The sequence below is a fragment of the Deferrisoma sp. genome (assembly GCF_054681715.1).
The window spans coordinates 19704-35534 of sequence record NZ_BAAHFQ010000022.1 but is presented as its reverse complement, the minus strand read 5'-3'; the positions used below and the strand labels follow the sequence as shown (position 1 = coordinate 35534).

At 68.9% G+C, this 15831-nt stretch carries 15 protein-coding genes and 1 other RNA gene; 14 read left to right on the top strand and 2 right to left on the bottom strand.

Annotated features, from left to right (window positions below; genetic code table 11):
- The 8 genes from ssrA to ACY0I8_RS05605 form a co-directional block, all read left to right on the top strand.
- Window positions 1-358, top strand: a transfer-messenger RNA (tmRNA) gene (gene ssrA / locus ACY0I8_RS05640); the annotation flags it as partial.
- Between the two features lie 279 nt (window positions 359-637).
- A complete protein-coding gene (locus ACY0I8_RS05635) occupies window positions 638-931 on the top strand; it encodes a type II toxin-antitoxin system Phd/YefM family antitoxin (RefSeq protein WP_461393958.1) in 294 nt (97 codons plus the stop codon).
- A 2-nt stretch (window positions 932-933) separates the two neighbouring features.
- Entirely contained in the window at window positions 934-1296 is a 363-nt protein-coding gene (locus ACY0I8_RS05630; protein ID WP_461393957.1) for a type II toxin-antitoxin system RelE/ParE family toxin, read from the top strand.
- Window positions 1293-1478, top strand: coding sequence for a hypothetical protein (locus ACY0I8_RS05625; RefSeq protein WP_461393956.1), 186 nt, complete (start codon window positions 1293-1295; stop codon window positions 1476-1478). Before ACY0I8_RS05630 ends, ACY0I8_RS05625 begins: the two co-directional genes overlap by 4 nt.
- 1045 nt (window positions 1479-2523) lie before the next feature.
- Complete coding sequence (locus ACY0I8_RS05620) at window positions 2524-3285, top strand: hypothetical protein (protein WP_461393955.1); 762 nt, start codon at window positions 2524-2526, stop codon at window positions 3283-3285.
- A 52-nt stretch (window positions 3286-3337) separates the two neighbouring features.
- Window positions 3338-4087, top strand: a complete 750-nt coding sequence (locus tag ACY0I8_RS05615) for a hypothetical protein (protein ID WP_461393954.1) — start codon at window positions 3338-3340, stop codon at window positions 4085-4087.
- Between the two features lie 37 nt (window positions 4088-4124).
- The gene (locus ACY0I8_RS05610; RefSeq protein ID WP_461393953.1) at window positions 4125-7922 is read left to right on the top strand and encodes an AAA family ATPase; all 3798 of its coding nucleotides are present in this window, start codon (window positions 4125-4127) and stop codon (window positions 7920-7922) included.
- On the top strand, window positions 7919-9997 hold the full coding sequence (locus ACY0I8_RS05605; protein ID WP_461393952.1) for a UvrD-helicase domain-containing protein: 2079 nt from the start codon (window positions 7919-7921) through the stop codon (window positions 9995-9997). Before ACY0I8_RS05610 ends, ACY0I8_RS05605 begins: the two co-directional genes overlap by 4 nt.
- 359 nt (window positions 9998-10356) lie before the next feature.
- Here ACY0I8_RS05605 and ACY0I8_RS05600 read toward each other — a convergent pair whose 3' ends face one another.
- Both ACY0I8_RS05600 and ACY0I8_RS05595 read right to left on the bottom strand, forming a co-directional pair.
- Window positions 10357-10761: a type II toxin-antitoxin system VapC family toxin gene (locus tag ACY0I8_RS05600; RefSeq protein WP_461393951.1), complete on the bottom strand. Its 405-nt coding sequence runs from the start codon at window positions 10759-10761 to the stop codon at window positions 10357-10359.
- Complete coding sequence (locus ACY0I8_RS05595; RefSeq protein ID WP_461393950.1) at window positions 10754-11002, bottom strand: AbrB/MazE/SpoVT family DNA-binding domain-containing protein; 249 nt, start codon at window positions 11000-11002, stop codon at window positions 10754-10756. The genes ACY0I8_RS05600 and ACY0I8_RS05595 overlap by 8 nt, the downstream gene beginning before the upstream one ends.
- A 178-nt stretch (window positions 11003-11180) precedes the next feature.
- Here ACY0I8_RS05595 and ACY0I8_RS05590 point away from each other — a divergent pair, with 178 nt between their 5' ends.
- The 6 genes from ACY0I8_RS05590 (at window position 11181) to ACY0I8_RS05565 (ending at window position 15826) form a co-directional block, all read left to right on the top strand.
- On the top strand, window positions 11181-11981 hold the full coding sequence (locus ACY0I8_RS05590) for an ADP-ribosylglycohydrolase family protein (protein ID WP_461393949.1): 801 nt from the start codon (window positions 11181-11183) through the stop codon (window positions 11979-11981).
- 345 nt (window positions 11982-12326) lie between these two features.
- Window positions 12327-12881 carry a protein-tyrosine phosphatase family protein gene (locus ACY0I8_RS05585; protein ID WP_461393948.1) on the top strand — a complete coding sequence of 185 codons (555 nt, stop codon included), beginning with the start codon at window positions 12327-12329 and terminating at the stop codon, window positions 12879-12881.
- A 162-nt stretch (window positions 12882-13043) separates the two neighbouring features.
- A complete protein-coding gene (locus ACY0I8_RS05580; RefSeq protein WP_459941243.1) occupies window positions 13044-13280 on the top strand; it encodes an AbrB/MazE/SpoVT family DNA-binding domain-containing protein in 237 nt (78 codons plus the stop codon).
- Window positions 13277-13717, top strand: a complete 441-nt coding sequence (locus tag ACY0I8_RS05575) for a putative toxin-antitoxin system toxin component, PIN family (protein WP_461393947.1) — start codon at window positions 13277-13279, stop codon at window positions 13715-13717. Before ACY0I8_RS05580 ends, ACY0I8_RS05575 begins: the two co-directional genes overlap by 4 nt.
- Window positions 13718-13796: 79 nt before the next feature.
- Window positions 13797-14735 carry an ADP-ribosylglycohydrolase family protein gene (locus tag ACY0I8_RS05570; RefSeq protein WP_461393946.1) on the top strand — a complete coding sequence of 313 codons (939 nt, stop codon included), beginning with the start codon at window positions 13797-13799 and terminating at the stop codon, window positions 14733-14735.
- 77 nt (window positions 14736-14812) lie between these two features.
- On the top strand, window positions 14813-15826 hold the full coding sequence (locus ACY0I8_RS05565) for an ARPP-1 family domain-containing protein (protein ID WP_461393945.1): 1014 nt from the start codon (window positions 14813-14815) through the stop codon (window positions 15824-15826).
- The last annotated feature ends 5 nt before the right edge of the window (window positions 15827-15831 follow it).

Sequence of the window (15831 nt, the reverse complement as noted above, 5' to 3'; positions counted from 1 at the left end):
GCGATCTGGGTTCGACGGGGACGCTGAAGCCGGAAGCTGCGTGCCGAGGTCGCCGGTTGGCCTCGTAAAACAACCGGCAAAAACACAACTGCCGACAACTACGAGTTGGCCCTCGCGGCCTAAGTAGGCCGCGACGCCCGCGCCGGCCCCGCCTGCAGGACGGCGCTGGGTGTCATCAACGCAGGCTAGTCCCGGCGCTCCGCCCCTTGGCGCCGGGGCGAACCCAAAGAGGGGCTCGCGGCGGCGGAATCCTGTCCGTGGGAGTCTGCAGCCGCTAAACCCAGTACACGGACTACGCACGTAGAGGCTCCGAGCGGATGGTCTTCGGACGCGGGTTCGATTCCCGCCGCCTCCACCAGTTTCCAGCGAAGGGCCCGTTCCGGTTCTATGCCGGAACGGGCCCTTCGTGTTTTCCGGTCCCGCCTGCCCCTGATCGCCGGGGAGAACAGCGCCGGCGCCGTCCCGAAGGCACCGCGGGGTTCCGCGGGTTCTATCCGGCTGCGGCGGAGTCCCGTCTTCCGCCCGGGCCAACCGGGGAGGTCTATTCGTTGACCCGTATTCGGACCATAGGTAGTCTGACACGGGAGCGCGGGCAAACCGCCGCGCATGCGAGATCGCCAAAGGAGAAGACCCAATCGTGCGACCGCTTAGGATTTCGGAACGCATCGTGCCGGTGAGCGAGTTCAAGGCCCGGGCCGCGGTATGGCTCAGGCGGCTCGGCGAGAGCGCGGAACCGCTGGTCATCACCCAGAACGGCAAGGCCGCCGGCGTCCTGCTCTCGCCGGCCGCATATGACGCCCTGATCGAGCGGGCCGAGTTCCTGCGGGCGGTGGAGCAGGGGTTGGCCGACGCCGAGGACGGCCGGCTGACCCCGCACGAAGACGTGGTCGTAGAGCTTCGGCGTCGGTTCGGGGGCACCGACGGAGAGTGAGCGTGGCTCCGCCCGGGCCGCGGCTTCCGATCCTCTGGACCGACCGGGCCAAGGCGGATCTCACCGCCATCGGAGACTACATCGCGGCCGACAGCCCTGTCGCGGCGGCACGGTGGGTGAGACGGCTTGTGGCTGCCGTGGAGCGGTTGGCCGAGTTCCCGTGGTCCGGTCGCCGGGTTCCGGAACTCCAGGGCCGAAAGGACCTGCGGGAGGTGGTCCAGGGGGCCTACCGAATCGTCTACCGCGTGAAGCGCGACGCCGTGGTGGTGCTGACCGTTTTCGAAGGACACCGTCGGTTCCCGGACGAACTCTCGGAAGACGAGGGAGGGCCGAGGACCGACCCAGACAAGGAGAGGGGCCCATGACCGAACGCTGCGACCGGTGCGGAACCGAACTGACCTTCACCGACCAAGAGCCCCCGCGCGACGTGCCCCGGGACCTCCAGGACATCGGCCGCCAGGTGGCCGGCGTGGACCGGGACGCCACCCTCTGCGCCAAGTGCCGCCGCGAACTCGGCCTCCGGGCCGCCGGGAGCCTGTTCGGCTAGGCGGCACGGGGGGTCTGCGCCCCCGCCCGAAGATCCCCGGAACCCCCGACCCGGCGTTCCCCCGTCCGTCGGACAGGATCTGACCGCGATTGCCCCACCCGGCGTTGCCCCACCCCCGGGGTTTCCCGTACCATAGCGAACCGCCATTCAGGAGGGAGGGTGCCATGGCGGGGCGCGGACGGGGGGACAGCGAATCAGCAACGGAGCGGCCGCCGGAGAGCCCCTTGGGGCAGTCCGGCGGCCGTTTGTCGTTTGGGCCCCAGGGCGTGGGGTAGGGAGGATCCGGATCCGATGGGCATCGGGAGCGAAACGTTCGCGCCGGGCGAGCGGCTGATCGTCCGCGACGCCGAGTGAGTGGTGCGCCGGGTCGACGCCACGTCCACCGGCGGATACCAACTCACCGTCGTCGGGCTTTCCCAGATCGTCCGCGACAACGAGGCCGTGTTTCCGGGAACTGTTGCAGTCCTGGCAGACCCGAACGGTGTACGACTTCGGCGTGCCAGCCAACCGGTGTGAGGGCGTGGGGAGGGGACTGGCAGGGTTGGGCCGATTTCGTGGTAATTCGACCTTCCTGTTCGTGGGCTATTATTAGCCATGCCCGCCGGATGATTTTCCAACGTTCGACTTTCCAGAGACGTGTCTGAACGGGGAAAGAAACCGCTGATTGGGGCCGGGGACATGTACGCCCATCGCGCCATGAACAGCCCAGTTTTTGGCGAAACGAAGTGCAGTTCGTCCGCTGGGGGGTGGAGGCCCCCGGGGAATTTTTCCTTAAGTGTTGGTCGTGACCTCTTGGCAAAGGCGGAACTCCTCGAAAGGTGACGCCGATCCAAGACGTAGGACTCCCCGGGTGGAGAAGGTATAGATGACTCCGTCGGTTCTCGCGTGCCAGATTCCGCCGGGACGCGAAAGAGTTTTTCCAGACTCTTCCGAAGGTCTCGGTGCACCCACACCACGGGCCAGGGGGGAGGTGATCTGCACGGTGGTGACCGCCACGGTCTGGTTGGGGGGTTGGGACCACGCAGAGGCATGAGGAGAGGGCGCGATGAACGACGCGAAGTTCTTGACCCGGGTGTTGGAGAAGGGCGAGAAGGTTTTCCTGTCGCCGGGGAGGACTCATCCCTGGGAGGACGTGATCCTGGGGGTGCCGGTAAGCCGGGCCGGGGGGAGGGTGGACCGGATCCCCGCAGTGGGGCCGAACACGTGGCGGAGCATGAAGCTTCGAACCGATGTCCCGATCCCGCGGGGCCCGAAGGAGTTGTTCAACGGGTTCTTCCTCGCCAACGCGCGGAGGCTCCGGGAGTGGCTGGCCTCGGTGGCGACCCGCGACGAGTTGCACGAATTCCTAAACGGCATCTGCGTGGAGATCCGGCGGGAACTCCGCAAGGCGGTGGAGCCCGACCGACTTGAGTCGTACTACCGCATCCGCAAGCCGGTCGACCTTTACATGGAGCACCTGGTCGCGATGGCGACCGAGTTCTCTGCCGAGGACCGACGGCGCTTGGTGCCCCTTTTGTTCCTTCCGATCCACAAGGAGATGATCAAGGGGATCCCGACGCCGCAGGGTACCGTTGAGCTTTTCGACCGCGAGTTTCTGCGCGAACTGGGGCTCACGAAACAGTCTGCGTACGGCCATATCAAGACGGAGCGCATGTACCTGGCGTTCCACGCCGAGGTGGCCCGGAAGGCCGAGGCCGTTTCGGAACTCTGCGGGCGACCGTTCCATCCGGTGTATTTCGATCTGTTCTGGAACCAGCGGTACAAGGCACAGGGCGAGAACCTGGTCGAGCTGAATCCGGTGAGGTAGCGCAGTTCGGAAGCCCCGGGGGCGAGAGGAGGAGGGGTTGAGCGGAGAGAACATGCCCATCTGGACTCGGTTTTGGGACCCCAAAGACTGCGTAAACGCGGTGCGGGCAACCGAAGGATTCAAGCGCACCTGCGGGGCCATGGCGGTCCACCCGTACAACCCGGAGTATCCGGACACCAGCGTGTGGTGGGTCTTCCGGCCGTCCAGAACCGGTAGGAACTGGCCCGCGTACCATTTGGGGAAGTTCGTGTTCTTCCTCTCCAGGAACGGGGACGCGTTCTTCGCTGGGTTGGCGGTGGAGAAGGGGATCGGCAAGGCCCTCGCGTCAGCGTTGGGTAGCGCGAAGGCCCGCTCCTACGAGATGAAGTGCGACTGGGCGTGGCACCGGTTCATGCCGAGCCTCTCCGACGGAAGCGTCGAGGCGGCCCTTGAGACCATCCGGCGCCGGGCGGGGGTGGAGCCGGTGCTCGAACTGCATGTGGGACCGACCCCGGACGAGGGCCCCTTTCCGGCGAGTCGGACCCGATACGTGTTTCGCAACCCGGCGAGCGACAGGCTCGTTCTCGCGGAGTGCGTCCGTCGGGAGCACGAGATCCCGTTTGCCGAGAACGTGATGCGGCTTTCCGATTTGCGGGAGCGGTTGGAGGGGCTTGCCGGCCCCGAGGGCCAGATGGTGTGGGTGGATCTCCTGCTGGGAGTTCCGGTGCCCCGCGCTCCCGTGTCCGGGGTCGAACCTTGGGGCGGCCGGGAGTTTTGGGAAAAGGTGTTGGAGCCGCTCGCGCCATGGGTGGTCGGCGGCTGAGCCACAAACCGGAATATCACGAAGAAAGGACGAACGCATGGCGGCGTTGGCAGAGGGAGCAAGGCAGTTACCGGTCCGGCATCTCTCGGTCCGGGTACCGTGGCACGACGACAAATGGCAGGGCACGGTGTGCAAGAACCCCAAAGGGAACGCGTCGTGCCTGGTGTTGCCCCGGGTCCACGAGAAGCGGGACGACGACGCGGAGGAGCGGCGCAGGGGATGCCGCTGGTGCGACCTCGGTCCCGACGAGTTGCCGGCATGCGTGGGGGAGCGGGGGGCGTTTTTGGCCCCTTTCGAGTTCGAACGCTGGCTCGAGCATCCCTACGCCTCGTTCAGCGCGCCGTATTCCCATTTCGACCGCACCCCGTACCGGCACCCGGCGTACTCGGCCGCGTGCGTGCCGTTTCGGTGGATGCTTCGGGAGGGGGCCCGGGAGGTCGTGGACCAATACGGCATCGGCTTCTTGGCGGACCCGGAAGTCGAGATCGACGAGCACATGGGGTTCCACACCGCCTGGGTGCAGACCAAACGCAATCAACTCGCCCTGCTCGACACGTTCTTTAGCGCCGTCAAGCCCTCGGAATCGCTTTGCTTCTTCTACGCGAAACAGACTCCCCTGGTGGACGACCCCCGCCGGGTCATCGTGGCGGTGGGCCGGGTGGCCGGGGTGGGGGCTCCGGTGGAATACCGCTATCGGGGTCCCGGAAGCCACCGGGCGGTCATCTGGGAACGCGCGGTGCGCCACACGGTGCGGCCCGACATCGGGGACGGGTTCGTGATGCCGTACCACGAGATCTTGGAGCAGGCCGAGCGAGATCCGTCGCTGAACCCATCGGATTTCGTGGCCTTTGCGCCAGACGAGGCGTGGGTCGAGTTCTCGTACGCGAGCGAGCACGTGAGCCACGACGCGGCCATCTCGGCCCTGCTGAACTGCGAAAAGGCGTTGAAGAGGGCCGCGGAGGTGTTCCCTGGGCGGTGGGACCAGGCGATCGCCTGGATCGACCGTGAGGTCAACCGACTCTGGCAGATGCGGGGGCCCTGCCCGGGTCTCGGTTCGGCTCTCTCGGCCTTCGGCGTGCCGGACGCGACCCTCGTCGCCCACGAGATCTCCACGGCCCAGATGGGCGAGCGCATGGAGTGGAACGAGAACCCGTGGGATCTCGTGGAACAGTTGATGGAGGACCCCACGCTCCTGCCTGCCGGCGAGCGGCTCGATTCGACGATTCGGGCGAAGTGGAAGCGCCTCCCGGAGGAGCGGAGGGCCCTTTTGACGCTCCTGAGCCGGTTCGCGATCACGGCGGAGCAGGCCACGCGGTTCTACCAGCCCACGGAGCGGGAGGAGGCCGGAATCGAGGGGACCGACCGGGAGTTCTTGGAGAACCCGTATCTGCTCTACGAGCGGGACCGGTCGAGCCTCGACCCGATCTCGGTGAAGACCGTGGACCGGGGGCTTTTCCCCGACCCGGTGGTGGCGCAAAAGCACCCCCTTCCCGATCCTTCGGCGATGAAAGGCCCGCTCGATCCGCGGCGGGTCCGGGCCCTCGCGACCCACGTGCTCGAGCACGCCGCGGCCGAAGAGGGCCACACCCTGCTTCCGCGCCCCCGGGCGGTGCAACGGGTGCGGGATCTCGAACTCCTGCCGACGTGTGAGGTGGACGAGGACTTGCTGAACGCGGTGGAGGACTCGTTCGAGGGCGTCCTCACCAAGGTCGAGATGGCCGACGGCACGCCGGCCTACCAGTTGGCTCGGCTCCACGAGGCCGGCCGACTCATCCGCCAAGCGGTGGAGCGCCGGATCCGGGGCCGCCGCCACGCCGGCGACATCGACTGGCGTGCTCTGTTGGACGAGCAGTTCAAGGCGCTCCCCTCCGACCCGGTGGAGCGGGAACAGGAGGAAAAGGCCCGGCAGGAGAAGGCGGCAGCGGTCGCGGAACTCTACGCCTCGCGGATCTCGGTGCTCGTGGGGCCCGCGGGTACCGGAAAGACCACGCTGTTGAAGCTCCTGTGCGATCGGCCCGAGGTGCGAGACGGGGTGCAGCTTCTGGCGCCCACGGGCAAGGCCCGGGTACGGATGGAGGTCCAGACCGGCATCCAGGGCGCGAAGACCATCGCCCAGTTCCTCCTGGACGCGGGGCGGTACGTGCCGGACACGGGCGAATACCGGGTGACGGGTGGGCCGAGGATCCGGGGCGTGCAGACCCTGGTGATCGACGAGGCGTCGATGCTCACCGAGGAGCAATTGGCCGCGGTGCTCGATGCGGTCGAACCACCCGAACGCATCGTGTTGGTGGGTGACCCCCAGCAACTGCCGCCCATCGGGAGCGGCCGGCCGTTTCTCGACATTGTGCGACGGCTTCGGCCGTCGGAGGCGGAAGCGGGGTTCCCGCGGGTGGGGCCCGGCTACGCGGAGCTTACCATCCAGCGCCGCCAGCGAGAGGGCGAACTGGAAGACCTCCTGCTCGCCCAGTGGTTCAGCGGCCGACCGCTCGACCCGGGCGCCGACGAGGTGTGGCAGCGCCTTGGCCGGGGATACCGGTCGGAGCGCCTGCGGCTCGAGCCCTGGGACAGCGAGGACCAGCTACGGGAGCGACTGCTCGCATGTCTGGTGGAGGAACTCGACCTCCGCGGGCCCGGCGACGAGAAGGGGTTCGAGTGCTCCCTGGGCGGGAGCGAGTTCAAAGGTTCGGTGTACTTCCACCCCGGCAGGAACGGCGAAGAGGGAGCCGCGGGCAAGGTGGAAGCGTGGCAGATCCTCACTCCGGTGCGGGCGGCGGGCCACGGGGTGGAAGCGCTCAACCGCTGGATTCAGGAAACGTTTCGGAAGGCGGCGCGCCGGCGCGCCGAAAACCCGGGCAAGAAGTACCGGGTGGTTCCCCGGCCCGTCGGTCGGGAGGGCATCCTGTACGGGGACAAGGTCATCGCCACCCGGAACGGGCGGCGCGACGACGTGTGGCCCAAGGAGGGTGCCCTTCGGTACGTGGCGAACGGCGAGATCGGGATCGTGGTGGGTGAGTACCGGGGGAGGAACTCCAAGAGGAGATATCCTCCGCGGGATCTCGAGGTCGAGTTCTCTTCCCAGCCCGGGTTCAAGTACACGTTTCGTTCTCGGGAGTTTTCGGATGAAGGGGACGAACTGTTGTCGCTCGCGTACGCCCTCACGGTCCACAAGGTCCAGGGCAGCGAGTTCGGGAAGACCTTCGTGATCGTCCCCCGCCACTGCCGCATTTTGTCCCGGGAGCTTTTGTACACCGCCCTGACTCGGCAGAAAGAAAAGGCGGTCATCCTGTACCAGGGCGAGTTCCACGATCTCAAAAGGTACTCCTCGCCCTACTATTCCGAGGCGGCTCGGCGCCTTACGAACCTGTTCGAGAACCCGCGATTGGTGGAGATCGCGCCGCCGTCTTTGGGCGCCTCGGGGGAGTCGTGGGAGCCCCGGCCCGTGCAGGAAAACCTGGTCCACCGCACCCGGCGGGGCGATCTGGTGCGGTCGAAATCGGAGGTGATCATCGCCGATCTCCTCCACTCCAAAGGCATCTCCTACGAGTACGAAAAGCCGCTGCCCGGTGGGGACGGGGACGTGCGGTTTCCCGATTTCACCATCGAAGACGCCGCGACGGGGCAGGTTTTCTACTGGGAACACCTGGGGCTCCTGGCCGATCCCGTATACCGGGACCGGTGGGAACGAAAGAAGGCGTGGTACCGCGCTCAAGGGATCCTGCCCCGGGAGGAGGGAGGCGGTGAGGCCGGCGTGCTGATCACGACGCAGGACTCCCCCGAGGGGATGATCGATTCGTCCGCGCTCGAGGCTCTGGTCGGCGAGGTGTTTGGGGTATGAGCGGCCAGTGGCTCACGACGATGAAGCCCACGTTCCAGAACGAGTGGCTTGCGCTCCCGCAGCGGGATATCCCTCTCGTGCTCGAGAAGATCCACGCGCTCGCGCGCGATCCCACCCCCGACGGGGCCACGAAGAAGAAGGTCAAACACCTCGGAGGGAAGCTCTTCCGCATCCGGGCGGGAAGCTATCGGATTTTCTACACATTCGAGGAGCCGTATGTGAGTCTCCTCGCCATCCGGAAGCGAGACCACGCGTACGACAAGGGGCTCGATGCCGAGTCGCTGGGAGGGCTCGACGCGGAGTTTCCCCCGGACGCGCCTGCGCCGCGGCCCAGTTGGGAGCAGTTCCTTCGTCCCCCCGAGCCCCAGGAAACCCCGTTACCCGTAGCGCTGTCCGACGATCTTTTGGAGCGGCTTCGGGTGCTGCCCGTGTACCGGCCCCGGCTCCTTGCCGTGACGACCCGGGAGGAACTGTACCGGTGCGCCGAGCAGGGCATCCCCGACGATGTGGTGTTGAGGGTGGACGAGGTGCTCTTCGAGCGACCGCTGGAAGAAGTGCTTGGCCAGCCCGACTATGTCGCCAACGACGTGGACGACCTGCTCCGATTTCGGGAGGGGAGCCTGCTCGGGTTTCTCCTCAAGCTCGACGCCGAGCAAGAGAAGTATGTCCGCTGGTCCGTGGAGGCCCGCGGTCCCACGCTGCTCAAGGGGGGGCCGGGGACGGGCAAGAGCACGGTGGCCCTGTACCGGGTGCGGGCCATGCTGGACGCGATGGTTGAGGCGACCCCGCGAATCCTCTTCACCACCTACACGAACGCTCTCGTGAACTTCTCGCGCCAACTCCTCGACCAGTTGCTGGGGGATCGGGCAAGCGCCGTGGAGGTGCGCACAGCCGACAGCCTGATGATGGAGATCGCCCGGGGAACGCTCGGTCGGGTTTCCCCCGCGACCGACCGAGAGGAGCGAGCCCTGTTCGACGCGGCCCTCCAAAGTGCATTTCTAGAAGGGTCGAGTCTAGAGCGGAACCGCCGCCGTCGCGAGCTGGAACGCCTGGGTGCCGAGTACCTCCGGGAGGAGATTCAGGAGGTGATCGAAGGCCGGGGCCTACGGACCCTCGAGGAGTATCTCGCTGCCCCACGGCCGGGTCGGCGGGTGGGGCTCGGCGAGGCGCAGCGGCGGGCCGTGTGGGCTGTGTGGGAGCGGTACGCGGGCCTCTTGACAAGGAACAACGTATGGACCTGGGGGCGGATTCGCTGTCTGGCCCGGGAGGAGGTGGCAGCCGGGGCGGGGCCGCGCTACGACGCCGTGGTCGTGGACGAGGCACAGGATCTCCCCCCGGTGGTTCTGGGCGTTTTGGCCACGGTGTGCAAGCGCCCCAACCGACTGTTTCTCACGGCCGACGCCAATCAGTCCATCTACCGGAGCGGGTTCCGGTGGGCGGATGTCCATGAAACCCTGCAGTTCCGGGGCCGAACCGGGGTGCTTCGCGCGAACCATCGCTCGACGCGGGAGATCGCCGTGGCCGCCGCGTCGTACGCGGCCAGCGGTGCGCCCGACCCGGGGGCTCTAGACGAAGGTGTGCACGTCCACACCGGACCCTTGCCTGCCGTCCGGGAGGTTGCAGACGCGGACCGGGAGGTGGACGTTCTCGCGCGGTATCTCCCCGCCGCGGCGCGATCTTTTCGTCTCGGGGTCGGCGCGTGTGCGGTGCTCGTGCCCACTCGTGCGGCGGGGATCACTCTGGCCGAGCAGTTGAGCGCCCGGGGGGTGCGCGCCCAGTTCATGGAAGGCCGGTCTTTGGATCTTCGCGCAAGCACCGTAAAAGTGATCACCCTACGCAGTGCCAAGGGACTCGAGTTTCCCGTGGTCGCCCTGGCCGGGTTCGCCCGTTCGGGTTACCCGAGGGTGCCGGACGATTTTACGCCGGAAGGAGTTGAGGAGTGGATCGAGCGGGAGCGGCGGGTCCTCTACGTGGCGATGACCCGGGCGATGCGAGCTCTCCTCGTCCTCGCCCCGGCCGAGGACAGGTACGGGCTGTTCCGCGGGTGGCATCCGGAGTTCTGGAACGTGGGGTAGGCAGAGCCAGTGGCGGAAATGGTCCATGGCGGTCCGCGGGGGGTTGCTGGGCTCGGATGGCGGGTGCTGCAGCCGGAGGGCGCGGATTCCCTGTGGGAGCGGTACATGAGGGGGGAGTCGACGGCGGAACTCTACCGGTGGCTGCTCGCCGAACTCGTGCTTGAAAAGCCCTAGGCTTCGAGGGCCCGCGGGTTCGGCTGGCGAATCGCGGCCGGGCGCTGCATTTGCCGCAAACGTCCGGGAGAATCCGGCCTCTGGGATCGGGACCCGGACGAGAAAGCCCCGGCGTCGGTACGGAACCGGGAGGGGCCTGTTCCGGTTCCCCCCAGGCGGGCAGGCCCCTCCGGCGCGGTGAGGCGCTACCGCACGCACTCGATCCGGATCGGTAGGTCGAGTTTCGTCCACGCCCGGTCGGCCGTCAGCACGGGCAGGCCCAGCACGAGCCCGGTAGCGAGGCACGCCCGGTCGCCCAGGGAGAGGCCGAGGGGCTGGGTTTTCCGTTTCAGGCCGGCCGCCCGCCAGGCGGCCTCGTCGCCGAAGGGGACGGTCTCCAGCCCGAGAGCCCCGACCACCTGGGGAATCTCGACATCCGGCATGCCCACGTCGAGGAGTTTGCCGACCACCTCCGAAAGGTTCACGGTGGAGATGACAGCGAGGGGAAGCACGCCGAGCACGCGTTCGGCCCCCGGTTCCCCCTGCAGGACGGACAACACGGCCGAGGCGTCGAGCACCCACGAGGTTCGGTCCTCGGGAGCCCTACTCACGCTCGGCCTCCCCGCGCCGTTCCCGAAGGAGTTCGTCCACCAGGTTTCGGCCGGCGGCGTAGCGGCTCACCATGGTTTTCGCGCGCTCCACCGCCGCCGGGAGCGGCTCGATCTCGAGGCGGCCGTCCCGCACCCGGAGCAGGGCGTCGCCGCCGTCCGCCAAGCCGATCGCCTTCCGGAGCGCCGCGGGGATGACGAGCCGTCCGTTCTTCGCGACGGACACCCGAGCCTGTTGGGTCATGTCCCACCTCCTGGCATGGGCTTATGGATGTGCCATTCTCGAATAGTATGGCACGTAAGCGGCGAGGGGCAATGGACGTTGGCAGGGCGGGGGGAGGACGATGGGGAGCCCGGAGGGGAGCGGCGTTTCCTTTCCGGGCGGACTCGGCAGGTGGGGGGAGATCCGTCGGAGGCGATCCATGATCGGGGCGATTGCGGGGGACATCATCGGGGCGCCGTACGAGCGGCACAACATCACGGTGGAGACCGGGTGGCCCCTGTTCGACGAGGGGACGCGTTCGCGGTTCACCGACGACACGGTGCTCACGGTGGCCACGGCCGACGCCATCCTGACGGGGGCCGACTACGGCGCGAAGTACCGGGAGTGGTACCGCCGGTACCCGGACCGGGGGTTCGGGCCCGGGTTTCGGCGGTGGGCCGGGTCGGACCGGGACGAGCCCTACGGGAGCCTGGGAAACGGGTCGGCCATGCGGGTGTCGCCGGTGGCCTGGGCGTTCGACACGTTGGAGGAGGTTCTGGGGGAGGCCCGTCGGAGCGCCGAGGTGACCCACAACCACCCCGAGGGCATCAAGGGCGCCCAGGCCGTGGCCGCGGCCGTGTTCCTGGCCCGGACGGGGAGCCCCAAGGACGAGATCCGAGCGTTCGTGGAGGGCACCTTCGGGTACCGCCTCGACATCGGCCTGGACGAACTTCGGGTCCACCACAAGCCCGACGCCACCTGTCCCGGCTCGGTCCCCCAGGCGCTCACGGCCTTCCTGGTTTCCTCGGATTGGGAGGACGCCGTGCGAAAGGCGGTTTCCCTGGGCGGGGACAGCGACACCGTGGCGTCCATGGCCGGCGCCGTGGCCGAGGCGTTCTACGGCGGGGTTCCGCCCGGGATTCGCGACGAGGCGCTCGGCCGGCTGGACGAACCCCTGCTTCGGGTGGTGCGGGCCTTTTGCAGGGCGGTGGGGTTGTGGCCGGTGGGAACCGGCGGTTGAGGGCAGGGAAGCGGCCGCGAACGGCGGCGCATGGACCGAGCGCATCGCCCGGAACGGAAAGATGCCAATAGCTTCGAAAGGTTTGCCTGCCGCGGGTGGGGGACTGGTTCCGGCCGGGCGCGAGTGCGGCACCGGATCGCCGCGCCTTTCCATGCCGTTGCCGGCTCAGCAGGCCTCGGCGCAGGTAGCGGGCGTTCCGGAACTTCCAACGCGCTCCAGGCGTGGTGAGGGCGCGGCGAGGTAAGGGGCCGCACCCGGCTCTCCACCACCCCCCCACCCGCCGGTCTCGGTGGCCACGAAGGGGGCCTGACAAGACTTCCGGTGGTGTTGGTAAGGGGACGAAGCATGCAACCGCTGTACTGGCTCGTCGCCGATCAGATCGCAGCGGGGCCCTACCCGGGCTCGCCCGAACCCGGGACAGCCCGGGCCAAGGTGCGGTGGATCGCGGGGCAGGGGATCGGGGCGTTCGTGGACCTGACCGAGCCGGGGGAACTTACGCAACTCGGGCCCCTGGTGCCCTATGACGACGCCCTGGCCGAGGTCGCCGCGGAAACCGGAAACGGGCTTGAGCGCCTCGCGTTCCCGATCCCCGACATGGGGGCGCCCACTCCCGAGACCATGGTGCGGATCCTCGACGCCATGGACGAGCGGCTTCGGGCCGGGAGGCGGCTCTACGTCCACTGCCTCGGGGGCCGGGGCCGCACCGGGGTGGTGCTGGGGTGCTACCTGGTGCGCCACGCCCCGCGGCTTTTGGGCACCGACGATCCGGCCGAGGCCCCCGAGAGGGCCCTGCGGGCGATCGTGGACCGCCGCAGGGCCTTCGGCATGCCCTTCGCCGGCGACTCCCCCCAAAGCGAGGCCCAGTTCCAGATGGTGTGGTCGTGGAGGGTGGGGCGGTAGGACCGGTGGCCCGTCGTGGGGTCCTTCGAGGTCGAGTGCCGCCCGGATGAACCGGCGCCGAAGGGAGACACCACGGAGAACACGGAGGGCACGGAGTTGTAGCGGTGGAACGGGTGGGGTAAAGTAAGGATTCATTACTTTACCCCAACGGCAGGGTGCGGCATGCTGGCGAAGTTGACCGCGAAAAACCAGATCACTCTTCCCAAGAAGGTCACGGCGGCCGTCGGCCCCGCGGAGTACTTCGAGGTCCAGGTCGAGCACGGCCGGATCGTGTTGACGCCGGTGAGGATCCAAAGGGCGGACGCCCTGCGGGCGAAGCTGGCGGAACTCGGTCTCACCGAAGAGGACGTGGCTGAGGCCGTGGCGTGGGCGCGGCGAACGGGGAACGAGGACCGGTGAGCGCGGCGCCCAGGGTGGTGCTCGACACGAATCTCGTCGTATCCGCGCTCCTATTTCCCGGTGGGCGTCCGGCCGCGTTGCGGCGGGGATGGCACCAGGGCCGCTTCGTCCCCCTGGTGTCTCGGGAGACGGCGGGCGAGATCATCCGGGTGCTCGCCTACCCCAAGTTCCGCCTGAGCCCCGAGGACCGGAGGGTTTTGCTGGCCGACTACCTGCCGTACACCGAGACGGTGCGCATCCCGGACCCACCTCCCGACGTTCCCCCCTGCCGCGATCCGTTCGACGTTCCGTTTCTGCTGTTGGCCATAGTGGGGAGAGCGGAGTTCCTGGTGACCGGAGACCGGGATCTCCTCTTGCTGGATGGGCAGGTCCCTTGCCCCGTCGTGACGGCGGAGGGGTTCCTGCGCGCCCTGGGGCGCCGGAAGGGCGGGGGGTGATCCCCGATCGGATCGGGTTTCCGTGGTGTGCGGGACGAAGGGGCAGGGCGGCTCCCGGGAGGGGGGTGGGATGGAGGGCATGAACTCCGAAGAAGATCGGTTCGCGGGGTGCCTGCTGGGGCTCGCCGTGGGCGACGCCGTGGGCACGGCGGTCGAGTTTCGGCCGCCGGGCACGTTCGAGCCCGTGACCGACATGACGGGCGGGGGGCCCTTCGGGCTCGAGCCGGGCCAGTGGACCGACGACACGAGCATGGCCCTGTGCCTCGCCGACAGCCTCCTGGAAGCCGGCGGGTTCGACCCGGCGGACCAGATGCGCCGGTACGTGCGCTGGTGGCGGGAGGGGTACCGCTCGAGCACCGACCGGTGTTTCGACATCGGGAACACGGTGCGGGCGGCCCTGGCGCGGTTCGAGGCGACGGGCGAACCGTTTTCGGGCTCCACGGATCCCCGGTCCGCCGGGAACGGGTCGCTCATGCGGCTGGCGCCGGTGGCGATGCGCTACGCGGCCGACCCCCGGGACGCGGTGCGGCTGTGCGGGGAGAGTTCCCGCACCACCCACGGGGCGCGGGCCTGCGTGGACGCGTGCCGGTATTTCGGGGGGCTCCTGGTGGGGGCGCTCGGCGGGGCGGACAAGGAGGCGCTCCTGTCCCCCCGGTACGCGCCGGTGGAGGGGCTCTGGGACGCCGAGCCCCTGTGCCCCGAGATCGACGAGGTGGCGGCCGGGTCGTTCAAGGCCAAGGATCCCCCGGAGATCCAGGGCTCGGGTTACGTGGTCCGGTCGCTCGAGGCCGCGCTCTGGGCGTTACACCGCACGGCGAGCTTCCGGGAGGGATGCCTTTTGGCCGTGAACCTGGGCGACGACGCCGACACCACGGCCGCCGTCTACGGCCAGATCGCCGGGGCCTGCTACGGCGCCTCGGGCATCCCGCCGGAATGGCTCGGGCGGCTCACCCGGGCCGACGAGATCCGGCGCGTGGCCCTCCGGCTCCGGGAGGCGGCGACGTCGGACAGGATCTGACCGCCATGGCGCGTATCCTGGGGTGACGGAGAGCGGGCCCCGCCGGGGGGCCCGGCCGCACCGAAGGGAGGAGCGCCATGACGGAGATCGCGAAAACGCTTTCGGACACCACCCTGGGACCGCCCGCCAGCCACCGGAACCTCAGGGTGTTTCCGCTCCTTCGGCCCCACGCCCCGCCCCCCGACTATCTCACGCTCGACGAGGCCCTGGAGGCCGGGCTCGCCCGGGTCACCGAGGTCTCGGAGGGCGGGAGCGTGCCGGAGCTGCGGTTCGTGAACGGGGCCGACAAGCCCGTGCTCCTGGTGGACGGGGAGGAGCTCGTCGGGGCCAAGCAGAACCGCACCCTGAACGTCACGGTGCTCGTGGGGCCCAAACAGACCGTAGTGATCCCCGTGACCTGCGTGGAGCAGGGCCGGTGGAGCTACCGCTCGGCGGAGTTCCGGACGGCCCGGCGGGCCCACTTCGCCCGGGCCCGGGCGGCCAAGGCCGCCCACGTGTCGGAGTCGCTGCGCACCCGGGGCGACCGCCGGGCCGACCAGGGCCTCGTGTGGGAGCAGATCGCGGCCAAGGCCGCCCGGCTCGGGGCGCACTCCCCCACCGGCGCCATGGACGAGATCTACGAGCGCCACCGGGGCACGGTGGAGGAGTACGAGCGGGCCCTGCCCGCCGTGGCCGGCCAGGCCGGGGCCGTGTTCGCCATCGGCCGGCACGTGGTGGGCCTCGACCTCTTCGACGCCCCGGAGACCCTGCGGGCCCTGTGGCCCAAGATCCTCTCGAGCTACGCCGTGGACGCGATCGACTGGCCCGACGAGAACCCCGGCCGGGAGGACGAGGTCGCCCGGGCCGTGGAGGCGTTCCTGGGCGCCGTGGCCGAAAGCCCCGTGGATCGGTTCCCGTCCCTCGGGCTGGGGGAGGACCTGCGGCTCCGGGCCCCGGGCCTTGCCGGCGGGGCCCTGTGGGCCCTCGGCCGGGTGGTGCACCTGGGGGCCTTCGCGCTGGAAGCCGTGTCCCACGAGCCCGGCCATCCCCGGCGGCGGGGTGGCATGGCACGGGCCTCCCGCCGGCGCCAGGGGCGGTTCGCGGCCCGGTGACGGCC

Excerpts from the sequence above, each read along its gene's own strand:
- ACY0I8_RS05625 (WP_461393956.1), top strand. The coding sequence starts at position 1,293 with ATGACCGAACGCTGCGACCGGTGCGGAACCGAACTGACCTTCACCGAC.
- ACY0I8_RS05620 (WP_461393955.1), top strand. The coding sequence starts at position 2,524 with ATGAACGACGCGAAGTTCTTGACCCGGGTGTTGGAGAAGGGCGAGAAG.
- ACY0I8_RS05615 (WP_461393954.1), top strand. The coding sequence starts at position 3,338 with ATGCCCATCTGGACTCGGTTTTGGGACCCCAAAGACTGCGTAAACGCG.
- ACY0I8_RS05610 (WP_461393953.1), top strand. The coding sequence starts at position 4,125 with ATGGCGGCGTTGGCAGAGGGAGCAAGGCAGTTACCGGTCCGGCATCTC.
- ACY0I8_RS05605 (WP_461393952.1), top strand. The coding sequence starts at position 7,919 with ATGAGCGGCCAGTGGCTCACGACGATGAAGCCCACGTTCCAGAACGAG.
- ACY0I8_RS05595 (WP_461393950.1), bottom strand. The coding sequence starts at position 11,002 with ATGACCCAACAGGCTCGGGTGTCCGTCGCGAAGAACGGACGGCTCGTC.
- ACY0I8_RS05590 (WP_461393949.1), top strand. The coding sequence starts at position 11,181 with ATGATCGGGGCGATTGCGGGGGACATCATCGGGGCGCCGTACGAGCGG.
- ACY0I8_RS05585 (WP_461393948.1), top strand. The coding sequence starts at position 12,327 with ATGCAACCGCTGTACTGGCTCGTCGCCGATCAGATCGCAGCGGGGCCC.
- ACY0I8_RS05580 (WP_459941243.1), top strand. The coding sequence starts at position 13,044 with ATGCTGGCGAAGTTGACCGCGAAAAACCAGATCACTCTTCCCAAGAAG.
- ACY0I8_RS05570 (WP_461393946.1), top strand. The coding sequence starts at position 13,797 with ATGAACTCCGAAGAAGATCGGTTCGCGGGGTGCCTGCTGGGGCTCGCC.
- ACY0I8_RS05565 (WP_461393945.1), top strand. The coding sequence starts at position 14,813 with ATGACGGAGATCGCGAAAACGCTTTCGGACACCACCCTGGGACCGCCC.